At 69.4% G+C, this 15,213-nt stretch carries 17 protein-coding genes and 1 riboswitch; of the genes, 11 read left to right on the top strand and 6 right to left on the bottom strand.

Translation table 11 applies throughout. The features are described from left to right. Positions 1–36 precede the first annotated feature (36 nt). From ACGFIF_RS05285 to ACGFIF_RS05310, 6 genes are all read right to left on the bottom strand, one after another. A complete protein-coding gene (locus ACGFIF_RS05285) occupies positions 37–903 on the bottom strand; it encodes a PASTA domain-containing protein (RefSeq protein ID WP_393151664.1) in 867 nt (288 codons plus the stop codon). Continuing rightward, on the bottom strand, positions 900–1,397 hold the full coding sequence (locus tag ACGFIF_RS05290) for a SigE family RNA polymerase sigma factor (RefSeq protein WP_393153643.1): 498 nt from the start codon (positions 1,395–1,397) through the stop codon (positions 900–902). Before ACGFIF_RS05290 ends, ACGFIF_RS05285 begins: the two co-directional genes overlap by 4 nt. Before the next feature lie 78 nt (positions 1,398–1,475). Then, positions 1,476–2,102 carry a GNAT family N-acetyltransferase gene (locus ACGFIF_RS05295; RefSeq protein WP_393151666.1) on the bottom strand — a complete coding sequence of 209 codons (627 nt, stop codon included), beginning with the start codon at positions 2,100–2,102 and terminating at the stop codon, positions 1,476–1,478. A 17-nt stretch (positions 2,103–2,119) separates the two neighbouring features. Continuing rightward, positions 2,120–3,037, bottom strand: a complete 918-nt coding sequence (locus ACGFIF_RS05300) for an alpha/beta hydrolase (RefSeq protein ID WP_393151668.1) — start codon at positions 3,035–3,037, stop codon at positions 2,120–2,122. Between the two features lie 42 nt (positions 3,038–3,079). Beyond that, positions 3,080–4,249, bottom strand: a complete 1,170-nt coding sequence (locus tag ACGFIF_RS05305; RefSeq protein WP_393151670.1) for an RNA polymerase sigma factor — start codon at positions 4,247–4,249, stop codon at positions 3,080–3,082. Continuing rightward, entirely contained in the window at positions 4,249–4,617 is a 369-nt protein-coding gene (locus ACGFIF_RS05310) for a YciI family protein (RefSeq protein ID WP_393151672.1), read from the bottom strand. Before ACGFIF_RS05310 ends, ACGFIF_RS05305 begins: the two co-directional genes overlap by 1 nt. A 218-nt stretch (positions 4,618–4,835) precedes the next feature. On the opposite strand from ACGFIF_RS05310, the gene ACGFIF_RS05315 reads away from it, so the two are divergent. From ACGFIF_RS05315 to ACGFIF_RS05365, 11 genes are all read left to right on the top strand, one after another. After that, a complete protein-coding gene (locus ACGFIF_RS05315; protein WP_393151674.1) occupies positions 4,836–5,432 on the top strand; it encodes a CDP-alcohol phosphatidyltransferase family protein in 597 nt (198 codons plus the stop codon). A gap of 4 nt (positions 5,433–5,436) precedes the next feature. Then, positions 5,437–6,285 (top strand): DUF881 domain-containing protein, encoded by an 849-nt coding sequence (locus ACGFIF_RS05320; protein WP_393151676.1) that lies wholly within the window; start codon positions 5,437–5,439, stop codon positions 6,283–6,285. Then, positions 6,282–6,614 (top strand): small basic family protein, encoded by a 333-nt coding sequence (locus ACGFIF_RS05325; protein WP_393151678.1) that lies wholly within the window; start codon positions 6,282–6,284, stop codon positions 6,612–6,614. The genes ACGFIF_RS05320 and ACGFIF_RS05325 overlap by 4 nt, the downstream gene beginning before the upstream one ends. 1 nt (position 6,615) lies before the next feature. Then, positions 6,616–7,596, top strand: a complete 981-nt coding sequence (locus ACGFIF_RS05330) for a DUF881 domain-containing protein (protein WP_393151681.1) — start codon at positions 6,616–6,618, stop codon at positions 7,594–7,596. Between the two features lie 48 nt (positions 7,597–7,644). Next, positions 7,645–8,028 (top strand): glycine cleavage system protein GcvH, encoded by a 384-nt coding sequence (gcvH, locus tag ACGFIF_RS05335; protein ID WP_393151683.1) that lies wholly within the window; start codon positions 7,645–7,647, stop codon positions 8,026–8,028. Between the two features lie 156 nt (positions 8,029–8,184). Then, positions 8,185–8,709: an FHA domain-containing protein gene (locus ACGFIF_RS05340; RefSeq protein WP_393151685.1), complete on the top strand. Its 525-nt coding sequence runs from the start codon at positions 8,185–8,187 to the stop codon at positions 8,707–8,709. After that, positions 8,696–9,379 carry a MerR family transcriptional regulator gene (locus tag ACGFIF_RS05345; protein ID WP_393151687.1) on the top strand — a complete coding sequence of 228 codons (684 nt, stop codon included), beginning with the start codon at positions 8,696–8,698 and terminating at the stop codon, positions 9,377–9,379. The genes ACGFIF_RS05340 and ACGFIF_RS05345 overlap by 14 nt, the downstream gene beginning before the upstream one ends. A 66-nt stretch (positions 9,380–9,445) precedes the next feature. Further along, complete coding sequence (locus ACGFIF_RS05350; RefSeq protein ID WP_393151689.1) at positions 9,446–9,940, top strand: bifunctional nuclease family protein; 495 nt, start codon at positions 9,446–9,448, stop codon at positions 9,938–9,940. Between the two features lie 196 nt (positions 9,941–10,136). Then, positions 10,137–10,751, top strand: coding sequence for a MerR family transcriptional regulator (locus ACGFIF_RS05355; RefSeq protein WP_393151691.1), 615 nt, complete (start codon positions 10,137–10,139; stop codon positions 10,749–10,751). Positions 10,752–10,877: 126 nt separating this feature from the next. Then, positions 10,878–10,966, top strand: a riboswitch (glycine riboswitch). Positions 10,967–11,038: 72 nt separating this feature from the next. Beyond that, a complete protein-coding gene (gene gcvP, locus ACGFIF_RS05360; RefSeq protein ID WP_393151693.1) occupies positions 11,039–13,876 on the top strand; it encodes an aminomethyl-transferring glycine dehydrogenase in 2,838 nt (945 codons plus the stop codon). Continuing rightward, a complete protein-coding gene (locus tag ACGFIF_RS05365; protein ID WP_393151695.1) occupies positions 13,873–15,177 on the top strand; it encodes a serine hydrolase domain-containing protein in 1,305 nt (434 codons plus the stop codon). The genes gcvP and ACGFIF_RS05365 overlap by 4 nt, the downstream gene beginning before the upstream one ends. Positions 15,178–15,213 lie beyond the last annotated feature (36 nt).

Raw genomic sequence — 15,213 nt, forward strand, 5'->3', positions numbered from 1 at the left:
TGCACCGGCGCCGCGCACGACCCACCAGCTGGGATGTCAGCGCGCGACGACCGTGAGGGTGACGGTGGCTCCGACGGGCAGCATCGTGCCAGGGACGGGCGAGACGGCCATGAGCTGGCCGGGGGGATAGCTGGGGGACTTGATGGTTCGGATCGTGGACTTCAGGCCCAGCTTGCGGAGTGCGGCGGCGTACGTGGCTCCGGTCGGTCCCTGCCCGTTCGTTGCCATGGCGTAGATATCCGGTACGCCGACCTGGTCCGGAACGATCGTGATCCGCTCGAGGATGCGATCGACCTCCTCGGCGCTCGTCGACGACTCCGCCCAGAACCAGGTGTCCAGCGACGGGATGCGGACCCCACCTGAGCACGTCCTGACCTTATAGACGTTCCCCTCGACGCAGGTCGTGTGCCGGCGTTCGGCGCGCACTCCGTCGATCTCGATGGTTTCGTCGGCGGTGAGGTCGAAGATCGTCGGCCGGCCGCGCCCCACATCCACACTCTCGACCCCCACGCGACGGGGCATCGCACAAAGGAGACCGTCCCGCCGCAGGATGGCCGTGTCCTGCTGCGGTGTCCAGCAGTGCGTCTGATTCGTACCCCAAGCGCTGGGTACGGCGATCGCAGCGTGACCAAGGCCCACTAGACGCATGTCCGCGGGTACGACGCCCGGGCTGGCGGAGGCGACCGGCGGCGGAGAGATCTCGGGACTCGCGTCAGGCCGCACAAGCACCGCGGTTCCGCCGACCGCGGTCACCACAGCAACCGCGGCGGCAACAGACACCGCCACAGTGCGACGACGACGCAGCCGGGTGACGCGGGCGTGCATCGCGTCGATCGGGGGTGGCCCGACGTTGGTCCGATCCCCGGCGCGTTCGAGAAGCTCGGTCAGCTTGGATTCGATCATCGGGATCCTCGCAGTTCTGCCAGGTCTGGGTCCTGGGCGAGGGCCTTCACGGCTCTGGACAGGCGGCTCTTCACGGTGCCGGCGGCGACGTCGAGCACGGAGGCCATCTGCTGTTCGCTCAGGTGGGTGTAGTACCGCAGGACCACCGCAGTGCGTTGGTCGCTGGGCAGTCGGTCGAGGGCACGCAGGACGGCGTCGGTGTCGTCGATGCTGGTCGTGTGGTCGATGCCGGCCGGTTCGGGCAGGGTTGCGGTCGGCTTCTCACCCATCCAGCGGCGGCGTCGTCCGGAGAGGAAGGTGTTGATCAGAACCCGGTGGACGTAGGCGTCCCGGTCATCGGCGGCTTGGACCTTGCCCCACTTCAGCAGGCACCGTTCGAGAGCGGTCTGGACGAGGTCCTCAGCTTCGGGGTGTGTGCACCCCAAGAGCACCGCGGATCGCACCAGACTGGGCCAGCGCGCCGCCACGTACTCGCTGAAGTCGTCCGTGCTCATGCTCACCCGCTCTCCCCGTTGCCCTCACCCGTATAGACACGTTGGCACCCGGCCGAGGTTCCAAGGAGGGCCGGAGAGCTAGAAGTCGATGCGCATGACGGTCCGGCGGACGGTGGGCCGGGTGACCTCCTTGAAGCCGGCTTCCTCGAAGGCCTGGTGCGGTCCGACGTGGAGTTCGCCCCAGGTGATCTGTTTGCCCGGCTGGGTGACCATCGGGTAGGCCTCGAGGGCGCGAGCCCCGCGGGTGCGGGCGTGGTCGATGGTCGCGCGGGCGAGGAGATAGGTGAGGCCGCGGCCGCGGAAGCCCTTGCGGACGACCATGCAGGTGACCGCCCAGACGCCGTCGTCGTCCTTGTCCTCGGAGCGGTCGGTCCAGGGGACGCGGGAGGTGCGGAGTTTCGGGTACGCCGTTCGTGGCTCGACCGCGACCCAGCCGGCCGGTTCGCCGTCGACGTACCCGACCAAGCCGCTCGTCGATGTCGCGCCGGGGTCGCCGCAGGCGGTCTGGTCCTGGAGCATCGCGGTGCGTTCCTCCTGGGTGGAGTCGCGCCAGATCCAGCCGCGGATCTTGAACCGCTGGCATTGGCAGTGCCCCGCGTCGGCGGTCCCGAAGATCGCCTGGAGGTCCGCCCACGATGCCTCGTTCGCGGGTACGACGGTCAACTGGTCCGCCTCGATCGGCGTCATCGCGCTCAGCCGGCTCATGATCGGCAGACTAAGTCCTATTCCGGACGCTCTGCTTCCGGAACGAGGATGTCCTGGAGGCGATCAGCGAAGTCCGTCGGGAACTCGTGGGCCACCCCCGGCAACCACTCCACCGAGACACCGAAGCCACGCAGTTGCTCACCAGCGTCCTCTATGACCTCTCGCAGATCGTCGTCCGTCCCCATCAACACCACCGCCGGCTCCAATGCACGGTGGGCCTCTGTCGGCAGTTGGCGGAGTGCCGGAGCCAGTACGACGACGCCGGCCACTGGCTGTGGTTGAGCGGTGAGTGCCCAGTCGAGGGCTACTCGGCCACCTGCGGAGAAGCCTGCTGCGATGAGAGGCGCGGACTGCAGTTCTGTTGGCAAGCGGGTCAGTGCCCGGGCAACGTCGTCGCGGGAGCGCTCGGGGTCGGGCCAGGTGCGGTACCTGGGCGACATGAGCTGCGACGACTCCACACACACCAGTGCGTAGCCGAGCGTCGTCACACTCGCCCAGTCGCGGGCTGCATGCGTAGCCCGCTGCCCGGCCCCATGCAGAGCGACCACCACACCCCGCACGTCACCGGTCGGCAGCCGAAGTACAGGCTCCACCCTCTCTGGACGCGCAGCCGCACGCAGCGAGCGGGAGGACTCCAGCAGGTCGGTGAAGCCCGGCAGACTCTGGAGCGTGGCTAGGTCGTCGTCCTCGGTGAGGAGAGTGTCATCCCACCAGGCGCCGGCAGTAGCGGCGGACTGGAGGGCGGCCAAGGCCTGGTCCGGGTGACCGAGTACGGCGAGCAGGCAAGCGCGCAGGTGGGTCACCTCGGCCAGCCACGGCAGGATGGAGTCGTCGGCCTGGTCGGCTTCAGCGAGCGCCTCCTGGTAGCGGCCTTGCTCGTACAAGAGCGCCGCGCGGTCGATCAGGGCGTCGTATTCAGCCTCGGGATTCTGCACCCCATGATTGTGTGGCCAGGTGGGTGCAGCACCCTGGGAAAGCTAGAGAGCGTCGGCGCGAGACTGCAGGTAGCGCTGTTCGGGGATGCTGTCGGTCCGGCGGGCCGCCTGCTGGTAGGCGGAGCGGGCGGCCGGGAGGTCGCCGGAGAGCTCCAACAGATGCGCGCGTACGGCGGCCAGCCGGTGATGGTCCTTCAACGCCGGATCGACGTCGTCGAGGAGGGCGAGACCGCGGGCCGGGCCGTGGACCATCGCGACCGCGACGATGCGGTTGAGGGTGACCATCGGGCCGGGCGCGGTCGACTCGAGCAGTTCGTACAGCATCAGGATCTGCCGCCAGTCGGTGTCCTCGGCCCGCTCGGCCTCGTCATGGACGGCGGCGATCGCGGCCTGCAACTGATACGGCCCGACCGGTGCCGTCCGCAACGTCGACGCGATCAGCTCGGTGCCCTCGGCAATCGCCTCGGCGTCCCACAACGACCGGTCTTGCTCCGGCAACGGGACCAGCGCGCCGTCGGCCGTCGTACGGGCCGGTCGTCGAGCGTCCGTCAGCAGCATCAGCGCCAGCAGCCCGGCGACCTCGCCCTCGGCCGGCAACTCCGAGCACAACTGCCGGGTCAGCCGGATCGCCTCCGCGCTCAGCTCGACCCGGTGCAGCGACGAACCGGACGACGCGGTGTACCCCTCGTTGAAAATCAGATACAGCACATGCAGTACGGCGGCCAGCCGCGACGGCAGCTCCGCGGCGGGCGGCAGCGCGAACCGGGCGTCGCGCAGCTTGGCCTTCGCCCGGCTGATCCGCTGCCCGATCGTTGCCTCCGGCACCAGAAACGCCCGGGCGATCTCACCGGTGGTCAGCCCGCCGACCGCCCGCAGCGTCAGCGCGACCTGCGACTGCGGGGTCAGCGCCGTGTGACAGCACAGCATCAGCAACGTGAGCGAGTCGTCGACCATCGGGGCCGGCTCCGCGGCGAGCGCCTCTTCCCGCCGCGCCCGCGCCGCCTCACTCCGCAGGACCTCGATCCGCCGCCGGGACGCGACCGTGATCAGCCAGCTGCGCGGATTGTCCGGTACGCCGTCCGCCGGCCACTGCTGCGACGCGGCCAGCAGAGCCTCCTGTACGGCGTCCTCGCACGCGTCGAAATCGCCGTACCGCCGGACCAGCGGGCCGAGCACCTGCGGAGCCAGCTCGCGCAGCAGCTCCTCGACCATCACATCAGGGCGCCGAGGTCCCGGACCGGACGGATCTCGACGATGCTGAACGGCGCCTCCGGGATCTGCGGAACGATCTCGACCGCGCGCTCCAGGCTGTCGCAGTCGAGCAGGTAGAACCCGGCCAGTTGCTCCTTCACCTCCGCGAACGGCCCGTCGGTGGTCATCACCCGGCCGTCGCGGATCCGCACCTGCAAGGTGGCGTCCGGGTCGTCGAGCGACTCCGATGCCAGCAGTTCGCCGCTCGCGGAGAGTGCCTCGTGCAACGCGGTGTAGCCGGCCATCCCCTCCCGCTTCTGCTCGTCGCTCAGCGAGTCCCAGACCTTGCGGGACTCCGGGTTGCCGTAGATCAGCACCAGGAACTTCACCAGCACTCCTCCCGTTCAGTTCAGCGTAGACGCAGGGCAAGCATCACCCTTGGATATCGATCGGGTCACCGGTTCATCGCGGGCGTAGCGGGAACGGAGCAGGGGCGTTCTGGTATCAGGGGAAAGGCAGGGCATGCCCCGGTGTGGCCGGGCGTAAACCTGTCGACGTGCCCAAGTACAGTTACGACCGTATTCAGGGTGAGAGAGGGAGGGGTCGCGTGCCGGAATTGGAAGTGTCCGACCGGGTACTGACGATCCCGAACGCGCTCAGCTTCCTCCGGTTGCTGGGGGTGCCGCTGTTCCTGTGGCTGATCCTCGGACCGCAGGAGGACGGCTGGGCGCTGCTGGTGCTCGCCGTCTCCGGGTTCACCGACTGGGCCGACGGCCAGATCGCCCGGCGGATGAACCAGACCACCCGGCTCGGCCAGATGCTCGACCCGGTCGCGGACCGGCTCTATATCTTCGCCACCGTGATCGGCCTGGCGCTGCGCGACATCATCCCGTGGTGGCTGGCGATCGCGCTGCCGTTGCGCGACCTGCTGCTGATCTTCACCCTGCCCGCCCTGCACCGCCGCGGCTTCAACGCGCTGCCGGTGCACTTCCTCGGCAAGTCGGCCACGTTCTGCCTGCTGTACGCGTTCCCGCTGCTCCTGCTCGGTGACGGCGACAGCACTCTCAACCTGCTCGCGCGGGTGTTCGGCTGGGCGTTCGCGATCTGGGGGACCGGACTGTACTACTGGGCCGGCGTCCTGTACTTCGTCCAGCTGCGCCACCTCGTCCAAACGGTGAAACCGATCAACGACCCGGCCGGGTAGACCCGTGACTCAGCAAGCCCCACCGAAGGACGGCCCACCCAAGCCGCGGCGTGTCGACGCGTCCATGTCGCTGCTGAACAACCTGATGGCCCACCCGCTCGACGAGGGGTACGCCGTCGCCGCCCGCACCCGCCCGAAGCAGGACAGGCCGGCCCGGGCCCGGCACCGGGTGATGCTGATCGCGGCGACCCTCGTGCTCGGGTTCCTGCTCGCCGTCGCGGCCTCGCAGAACTACCGCAGCGCGCCCGAGGCCGAGAAGCAGCGCAGGGAGCTGATCACCCGCATCAACCAGGCCGACACCCGGCTGAGCACGATGCGCACCCAGCAGGCACAGCTGGCGGACGAGGTACGGCGGTTGCAGGCCAGCGGACTGAGCAACACCAGCTCGGGTGCCGCCCTGCAGCAGCAGCTGGACGCCCTGGAACTGCAGACCGGCGCGATCGCCGTCACCGGGCCCGGGCTCAAGGCCGTGGTCGACGACGCGAAGGACGCCGACAAGGAAGGGCGCCTGCTCGACGTCGACCTGCAGCAGTTGGTCAACGGTCTGTGGACGGCCGGCGCGGAGGCGATCTCGGTGAACGGTCACCGGCTCACCTCGATGACCGCGATCCGTGGCGCCGGCAGTGCGATCACGGTCGACTACAGCTCGCTCACCCCGCCGTACACGGTGCTCGCGATCGGGGACACGGGGACCCTGCCGGCCCGGTTCGCCCAGAGCTCGGGCGGTCAGTGGGTGCAGTACCTGGTCAGCAACTTCGATGTCCGGATGACGATCACGACGGAGGAATCCTTGCTGGTGCCCGCCGATGCGACCATCGCGTTGCGCTATGCGAAGGTGAGTGGACCGAGATGATCGCCGTACTCGGACTGGTGCTCGGTGTCGTGATCGGCCTGCTGGTCGCGCCCGACGTCCCGGAATGGGCCCAGCCGTACCTGCCGATCGCCGTCGTCGCCGCGCTCGACGCGGTGTTCGGGGCGCTCCGGGCGTTCCTGGACGGGATCTTCGACGACAAGGTCTTCGTCGTCTCGTTCATCTCCAACGTGCTGATCGCCGCGCTGATCGTCTACCTGGGCGACCAGCTCGGGGTCGGCTCCCAGCTGTCCACGGGCGTGGTCGTCGTCCTGGGCATCCGGATCTTCACCAACATGGCCGCGATCCGCCGGCACGTCTTCAGGGCCTGACATGAGCGACGACAAACCCGACCCGAAGCCGGACCCGAAACCCGATCCGGTCGACCCGAAGCCCGGCCGGGCTCCTGACCCGGAGCCCGGGCCGAAGTCCGGCCCGGCTCCCGACGCCAAGCCCGGCCCGGCTGCCGACGCCAAGCCCGGCCCGGCTCCCGAGCCGAAGCCCGGCCCGGCTCCCGATTCGGTCGAGCCGCCGCACCCGGACGAGCCGACCCCGATGCCGCAGCCGAAGAAGCCGCGCACGCCGAACCTGGCGCTGCGCCGGCTCAAGGCCGGGTTCAAACCGTCCCGCGGCCAGGCCATCGTGGCCGTCGTCCTCGCGCTGGTCGCGTGTATGGCGGTCGTCCAGGTCCGGGTGAACCGGGCCGACGACGGCTACCAGAACGCCCGCCGCGAGGACCTGATCGCGATCCTGGACGGCCTGGGCCAGAACACCCGCCGGCTGGAGAGCGAGATCACCGAGTTGGAGGAGCGGAAGAATTCGCTGTCGTCGAGCGCCGACAAGGCGCAGACCGCCCGCGAGCAGGCCGAGGCGCAGGTCCGGGTGCTCGGCATCCTGGCCGGCACTCTGCCCGCGCAGGGACCGGGGGTCCGGATCACGCTGAACGACCCCGACAGCAAGATGACCTCGAGCAACCTGCTGGACGCGATCGAGGAACTGCGCGACGCCGGGGCCGAGGCGATCCAGATCAACGGCTCGGTCCGGGTGGTCGCCAGCACCGATTTCGTCGACGACGCACCCGGTATCCGGATCGACGGTCAGAAGGTCAACTCGCCGTACGTGATCGAGGCGATCGGTGAGTCGCACAACCTGGCCGAGGCGGCCAACTTCCCCGGCGGGCTGGTCAGCGAGGTGACCGGTCCGCAGGTGGGCGGGACGGCCGAGGTGACCGAGCTCCCGCTGGTTCAGATCACCGCCTTGCACGCGCCCGAGGAGCATCGTTACGCTCGCCCGGCGCCCAGCCCGACCAAGTAGCCCAGCGCCTGACCAAACGAGCTGTGCTTTGAGCGAAAGAGGACGAAGGTGTACCCCGAAGACCTGAAGTACACGGCCGAGCACGAGTGGTTGAAGGCCGACGGCGACGCCCCGGTGCGGGTCGGCATCACCGACTTCGCGCAGGACGCGCTCGGCGACATCGTCTACGTGCAGCTGCCCGAGGTCGGCAGCAAGGTACGGGCCGGTGACGCCTGTGGTGAGCTGGAGTCGACCAAGAGCGTGAGCGACCTGTTCGCGCCGGTCAACGGCACCGTGACCGCGGTGAACGAGGCGCTCGCCGACCAGCCGGACCTGGTCAACAGCGACCCGTACGGCGAGGGCTGGCTGCTCGACATCGAGGTCGAGGACGCCGAGGAGGTCGAGGCGCTGATGGACGCCGAGACCTACCAGGGCCAGCTCGACCAGAGCTGAGCAGAACCGCTCGGAGCCGGCCTGGCACGAACTGATAGGTTGGCCGGACCTCAACCGCTGGTAGAGGGTTGAGGTCCGCGGTTCTGAGTCCACACTTGTTCATACGGGGTCTATCAAAAACGTCGCCGGACCGCCGGCGATCGGGAGGATCACAGCATGCCGTTCTGCAACCAGTGCGGGCACGAGAACTCCGAGGGCAGCCGGTTCTGCTCGCAGTGCGGAGCGATGCTCCCTGGCGCGGACCGCCCGGCGGCAGCCCCGGCGACACCCGGTGTCACCGACACCGCGATGCTCACCCCGATCGGTGTCGAGCCGGAGCCGGAGCGCACCGGTGAGCCGCTGTCGGCCGACGACGAGGCCGCGGTCGGCGCCCTGCCGGCCGGGTCCGCCCTGCTGATCGTCCAGCGCGGGCCGAACGCGGGCAGCCGGTTCCTGCTCGACGTGGACGTGGTCACCGCCGGCCGGCACCCGGACAGCGACATCTTCCTCGACGACGTGACCGTGTCCCGCCGGCACGCGGAGTTCCGCCGGGGCCCGTACGGCGTGAAGGTCCGCGACGTGGGCAGCCTGAACGGCACCTACGTGAACCGCGACCGGATCGACGAGGTCCAGCTGAACAACGGCGACGAGGTCCAGATCGGCAAGTACCGCCTGGTGTACTACGCCAGTGGCCAAGCCTGAGCAGTCGGTCGAAGGCCGCGGCATCGGTGAGGTGCTGCAGTTCCTGCAGGCCGAGTTCGCCGACGTCACCATCTCCAAGATCCGCTTCCTCGAGGCCGAGGGGCTGGTGGCGCCGGCCCGGACCGCGTCGGGCTACCGCAAGTTCAGTGCCGCCGACATCGAGCGGCTGCGTTACGTCCTGACCGCGCAACGCGACCAGTACCTGCCACTGAAGGTCATCAAGGAACACCTCGCCGCGATGGATCGCGGCCTGCGCCCGTCGGCGGGCGGTCCGCCGGTGGCACCCAGTTCGTTGCCGGAGCCACCCGGTCTCCCGGTCGCCGAGGACTTCGGGGCCTACGGCACCGAGCTGAGGCTGACCCGGGAGGAGCTACGGGCCGCGGCCGACATCCCGGTCGAGTTGCTCGACCAGGTGGAGAACCACGGCCTGGTGGTGGCCCGCGGCAACCACTACGACGGGGACGCACTGCTGGTCGCCACACTGGCCGGCGAGTTCGCCCGGTACGGGATCGAGCCGCGCCACCTGCGCCCGTTCCGTACGGCGGCCGACCGCGAGGCCGGCCTGATCGAGCAGGTCACCGGCCCCCGCCGTACCGAGAAGACCGAGGAGCTGGCCGCCCTGGCCGTCCGCCTGCACGCGGCCCTGGTCCGGTCCCGCCTGCCGCGCTGAGCCTGAGTTGTCCACCGGCGCACCCGCGGGCCTACCCGGGGCTGCCCTGCGGAGTAGGCTGAAGACGTGCGCGAAGTCGACGTGGTCGGAGTCCGGGTGGAGATGCCCTCGAGTCAGCCGATCGTGCTGCTCCGGGAGGTCGGCGGCGAGCGGTATCTGCCGATCTGGATCGGCGCGGCCGAGGCGAGTGCGATCGCTTTCGCCCAGCAGGGCATGGAGCCGCCCCGGCCGCTGACGCACGATCTGTTCGCCGAGACCATCCGGGTGCTCGGGCACACGCTCAGCCAGGTCCGGATCGTGAACCTGACCGACGGGGTGTTCGAGGCGATCCTGGTGTTCGACGACAAGACCGAGATCTCGGCGCGGCCGTCGGACTCGATCGCGCTGGCGCTGCGCACCGGGACACCGGTGTTCTGCACCGAGGAGATTCTGGCCGAGGCCGGCATCCCGGTTCCGGAGAGTGAGGCGACCGGCACCGACGAGGTGGAGGAGGAAGAAGAGGTCGAGCGGTTCCGTGAATTCCTCGACCAGGTGACCCCGGAAGACTTCGACAAGAGCTGACAGTTTGCCGGGCAGATTTGAACGGTCTGGTACAAGCCACGGCAGGTAACGATTGAGGTCGGGATTGCGACACGCTCTCGGGGGAGGGCTGTGATCGTTGACCCTCCCTGATCGGCGGCTTACCTTGAAGGAGTTGTGGGGTGTTGTCACTCCACGGATGTGACCCGTTCCAGTCGGTACCCAGGGAGGCTCAGGCGTGACACGCACCGGCGACACGGATCTGACGGCGCAGTCGACGTCCGAAGCGCACGCCGAGGCGGCCGCTACCGCCGGCGTCCAGGGTCTGCTCTTCGACGACGACCTGCGGCCGATGCCGGAGGACGTCGGGTTCCGCGGTCCGACGGCGTGCGCCGCGGCCGGGATCACCTACCGTCAGCTCGACTACTGGGCCCGCACCGGCCTGGTCTCCCCGTCCGTCCGCCCGGCCACCGGCTCGGGGACGCAACGGTTGTACGGTTTCCGCGACGTTCTGTTGCTGAAAGTGATCAAGCGGCTGCTCGACGCCGGGATCTCGCTGCAGCAGATCCGGACCGCGATCGCGCACCTGAGCAAGCGCGGGATCGACGACCTGACCCAGATCACCCTGATGAGCGACGGCGCCTCGGTCTACATGTGCACCTCGCCGGACGAGGTGATCGACCTGCTGGCCGGCGGCCAGGGCGTGTTCGGTATCGCCCTCGGCGGTGTCTGGCGCGAGGTCGAGGGCTCCCTGTCCGAGCTCCCCACCGAGCGTGCCGACGGTCACGACGACGGCGACCAGCACGCCAACGACGAGCTCGCCGCCCGCCGCCGCGCCCGGATGACCGGCTGATCTCACTCTCCGCACTGCGCGCCCACTCACCGCCGATCAGGATGCGGTGCGTGGGCGCCTTTGTGTTGCGGCTGAACCTCCTGCCCGAACTGTTCGGGGATTCCTGATAGCCTCGGAGGCAGCCGTACACAGCATTCGGGAGAGACCCGTTGACCGGGCGCCGAAGGGGCAATTCCTCCCCGGAACCTCTCAGGCCCATGGACCGAGTGCCACAGGCGACTCTGGAGCGCGCACCGCGTGACAGAGGGGGAGGCGACCGGTAGCACAGTCAGCAACGGAGCCTCTCGATGACCGAATTCTCTGCAATCTTTGCCGACCGACACATCGGGCCGCGCCCGGACGAGGTCGCGCGGATGGTCCAGCTGCTCGGGTACGCCGACGTCGACGCGCTGGTGGATGCCGCCGTCCCCGCGTCGATCCGGTCCGCCGAGGCGCTCCGGCTGCCCGACCCGGCCTCCGAGGTGGACGCGCTGCACGAGCTCCGTCAGCTCGCCGCCCGGAACAACGTCGCCACCTCGATGATCGGCCAGGGGTACTACGGCACCTTCACCCCGTCCGTCATCGTCCGCCGCCTGGTCGAGAACCCGGCCTGGTACACGGCCTACACGCCGTACCAGCCGGAGATCTCCCAGGGCCGGCTCGAGGCGCTGCTGAACTTCCAGACGGTCGTCTCCGACCTGACCGGACTGCCGACGGCCAACGCGTCGCTGCTCGACGAGGGCACCGCGGCCGCCGAGGCGATGACCCTGGCACACCGGTCGAACAAGAAGAGCAAGTCGGATCGGTTCCTGGTCGACGCGGACTGCTTCGCCCAGACCATCGCGGTGGTCCAGACCAGGGCCGAGGCGCTCGGCATCGAGGTCGTGGTCGCCGACACCACCGACGGTCTGCCCGAGGGCGACTTCTTCGGCTTCCTGGTGCAGTACCCGGGCTCCGGCGGCGTGGTCCGCGACCTGAAGCCGCTGATCGCCGCCGCGCACGAGCGCGACACCCTGGTCGCGGTCGCGTCGGACCTACTCGCGCTCACGTTGCTCGAGGCACCGGGTGAGGCCGGCGCCGACATCGTGATCGGGTCGTCGCAGCGCTTCGGCGTACCGCTGTTCTACGGCGGTCCGCACGCGGGCTTCATGTCCGTGCGCACCGGCCTCGAGCGGTCGTTGCCGGGTCGCCTGGTCGGTGTCTCGGTCGACTCCGACGGCGCGCCGGCGTACCGGCTCGCCCTGCAGACCCGCGAGCAGCACATCCGGCGCGAGAAGGCGACGTCCAACATCTGTACGGCGCAGGTGCTGCTGGCCGTGGTCGCGTCGATGTACGCCGTCTACCACGGCCCGGACGGGCTGAAGGCGATCGCCGAGCGCGTCCACGACTACGCCGCCAAGCTGGCCGCGTCGCTGCGTGAAGGCGGTGTCGAGGTCGTCCACGACAGCTTCTTCGACACCGTGCTCGCCCGCGTCCCGGGCCGCGCCGCGGATGTGGTCGACGCCGCCCGGCAGAACGGCATCTGGCTCCGGCTCGTCGACGCCGACCACGTCGGCATCTCCTGCGACGAGAAGACCGACGCCCACGCTCTGCGCTCGGTCTGCGACGCCTTCGACCTCCGGTACGACGCTGCACTCGGTACGACGGCCTTGCCCGAGGCAGTCCGCCGTACGACGGACTACCTGACCCACCCGGTGTTCAACACGCACCGGTCCGAGACGGCGATGCTGCGGTACCTGCGCAAGCTGTCCGACAAGGACTACGCGCTGGATCGCGGCATGATCCCGCTCGGCTCGTGCACGATGAAGCTGAACGCGACCACCGAGATGGAGCCGGTCACCTGGCCGGAGTTCGCCGACCTGCACCCGTTCGCGCCGATCGAGGACGCGGCCGGCTACGTGAAGCTGATCGGTCAGCTGGAGCGCTGGCTGGCCGAGGTGACCGGGTACGCGAAGGTGTCGATCCAGCCGAACGCGGGCTCCCAGGGTGAGCTGGCCGGCCTGCTCGCGATCCGCGGCTACCACCGGGCCCAGGGCGACGAGGACCGCAACGTCTGCCTGATCCCGGCCAGCGCGCACGGCACCAACGCCGCCTCCGCGGTGATGGCCGGGATGAAGGTGGTCGTTGTCAAGGGCAACGACGACGGCACCATCGACCTGGACGACCTGCGCGCGAAGGCGTCCGAGCACGCGACGAAGCTGGCCGCGATCATGATCACCTACCCGTCCACCCACGGGGTGTACGAGGAGAGCGTCACCGAGGTCTGCCGGATCGTCCACGACCACGGCGGCCAGGTGTACGTCGACGGCGCGAACCTGAACGCCCTGCTCGGCCTGGCCAGGCCCGGTGAGTTCGGCGGCGACGTCAGCCACCTGAACCTGCACAAGACGTTCTGCATCCCGCACGGTGGTGGCGGTCCGGGTGTCGGACCGGTGGCGGTGGCCGCGCATCTGGCGCCGTACCTGCCGAACCACCCGCTGCTGGACCAGGCCGGTCCGGAGTCCGGGGTCGGCCCGATCAGCGCGGCGCCGTTCGGGTCCGCCGGTGTGCTGGCGATCTCGTGGGCCTACATCCGGATGATGGGTGCGGAGGGCCTGACCGCCGCCACCAAGGCCGCCGTACTCACGGCCAACTACGTGGCGAAGCGGCTCGAGGGCGTCTTCCCGGTGCTGTACAAGGGCGAGAACGGCCTGGTCGCGCACGAGTGCATCCTCGACCTGCGGCCGATGACGAAGGAGACCGGGATCAGCGTCGACGACGTCGCGAAGCGGCTGATCGACTACGGCTTCCACGCGCCGACGATGTCGTTCCCGGTGGCCGGCACGCTGATGGTCGAGCCGACGGAATCTGAAGATCTAGGGGAGCTGGATCGTTTTTGCGACGCGATGATCGCGATCCGGCACGAGATCGACCGGGTCGCGGCAGGGGAGTGGCCGGCCGCCGACAACCCGCTGGTGAACGCGCCGCACACCGCCGAGTCGGTGATCAACGACAAGTGGGAGCACGCCTACACTCGCGAGGAGGCCGCGTTCCCGCGTTCGGTCGACCGCGCGTCGAAGTACTGGCCGCCGGTCCGCCGGATCGACGGTGCGTACGGCGACCGCAACCTGATCTGCTCCTGCCCAGCCCCGGAGGCCTTTGAGTGACTTCAGTTCGACCTGACACCGCCGACGCTCTGTACGCCGAGATCGCGGCGGCGCAGAGCGAATGGAAGTTGCCGTCGGTCAACGCCGGGCTGGTCCGGGACGGTTCGCTGGTGTGGACCGGGTCGCGCGGGCAGTTCGCCACGGCGGACGGCGGTGCACCCGGTCCGGACGTGCAGTACCGGATCGGGTCGATCACCAAGACGCTGACCGCTCTTCTGGTGATGCAGTGCCGCGATGACGGGTTGCTCGGGCTGAACGATGCCGTGGGCAAACATCTGCCCGGGATCGCCTTCGGGGACAGGACGATCCGGCATCTGCTCGCGCACTCCGGCGGGATGAACGCCGAGCCGGAAGGCCCGTGGTGGGAACGCAATCCGGGGGTCTCGTTCGACCAGCTGACCGCGGCGATGGACGAGTCGCAGGCCGCCGGTCCGGCCGATCGCCGGCACCACTACTCGAACCTCGGCTACGCGTTGCTCGGCGAGGTCGTCGCCCGGCTGCGCGGCGCGACCTGGCTCGAACTCGTGCAGCAGCGGATCCTCGACCCGTTGGAGATGCGGCGTACGTCGTACTTCCCGACGGAGCCGTCGGCAGAGGGCTTCTCGGTGCATCCGTTCAGCGGTCAGCTGGTGGAGGAGCCGGCGTACGACGCCGGGGCGATGGCGCCGGCCGGGCAGCTGTGGAGCACGATCGAGGACCTGGCGAAGTACGCGATGTTCTGGATCGACCCGGTCTACGAGGTGCTCAGCCGGGAGACGGTCGAGGAGATGGCGTCCCCGTCGGCCGCCGATCCACGGGAAGGCCTGGCCGCGTCGTACGGTCTCGGCCTCCGCCTGATCGCCGACGACCCCTACCTCCTGATCGGCCACACCGGCTCGATGCCCGGCTTCCTGGCCGGCCTGTTCGTCGACCGGGTCCGCCGGATCGGCGGCGTGACCCTGGGCAACGCGACGTACGGCAAGGTCGCATCACTCCCGCCCGACCTTCTCCGCACCCTGGTCACGCACGAGCCGCCCCTCGCCCAGGAATGGGTCCCGGAGCCTGTGCTGGACCAGGGCGACGAGCTACTCGGCCACTGGTACTGGGGAAACTCGCCCGTGACGATGAGCGTCTCAGGTGGCATCCTGCAGCTTTCCGGCGCGTTGACCTCGCGGTTCTGGCCGGTCGGCCCGGACCTCTACCAGGGTCGTGACGGGTACTTCGCGGGGGAGAAGCTGAAGGTACTCCGCGACGACACGGCTGCCGTTCGCGAGCTCAACCTCGCGACGTTCACGCTGACCCGGACGCCGTACGGTCGCTGAGGTTGTCCACAGGCGGCCGGAAACGGGTCGCGTGGC

The sequence above is a fragment of the Kribbella sp. NPDC049174 genome (assembly GCF_043197365.1).
GTDB lineage: Bacteria > Actinomycetota > Actinomycetes > Propionibacteriales > Kribbellaceae > Kribbella.

Excerpts from the sequence above, each read along its gene's own strand:
- ACGFIF_RS05285 (WP_393151664.1), bottom strand. The coding sequence starts at position 903 with ATGATCGAATCCAAGCTGACCGAGCTTCTCGAACGCGCCGGGGATCGG.
- ACGFIF_RS05290 (WP_393153643.1), bottom strand. The coding sequence starts at position 1,397 with ATGAGCACGGACGACTTCAGCGAGTACGTGGCGGCGCGCTGGCCCAGT.
- ACGFIF_RS05295 (WP_393151666.1), bottom strand. The coding sequence starts at position 2,102 with ATGAGCCGGCTGAGCGCGATGACGCCGATCGAGGCGGACCAGTTGACC.
- ACGFIF_RS05305 (WP_393151670.1), bottom strand. The coding sequence starts at position 4,249 with ATGGTCGAGGAGCTGCTGCGCGAGCTGGCTCCGCAGGTGCTCGGCCCG.
- ACGFIF_RS05325 (WP_393151678.1), top strand. The coding sequence starts at position 6,282 with ATGATCGCCGTACTCGGACTGGTGCTCGGTGTCGTGATCGGCCTGCTG.
- ACGFIF_RS05330 (WP_393151681.1), top strand. The coding sequence starts at position 6,616 with ATGAGCGACGACAAACCCGACCCGAAGCCGGACCCGAAACCCGATCCG.
- ACGFIF_RS05340 (WP_393151685.1), top strand. The coding sequence starts at position 8,185 with ATGCCGTTCTGCAACCAGTGCGGGCACGAGAACTCCGAGGGCAGCCGG.
- gcvP (WP_393151693.1), top strand. The coding sequence starts at position 11,039 with ATGACCGAATTCTCTGCAATCTTTGCCGACCGACACATCGGGCCGCGC.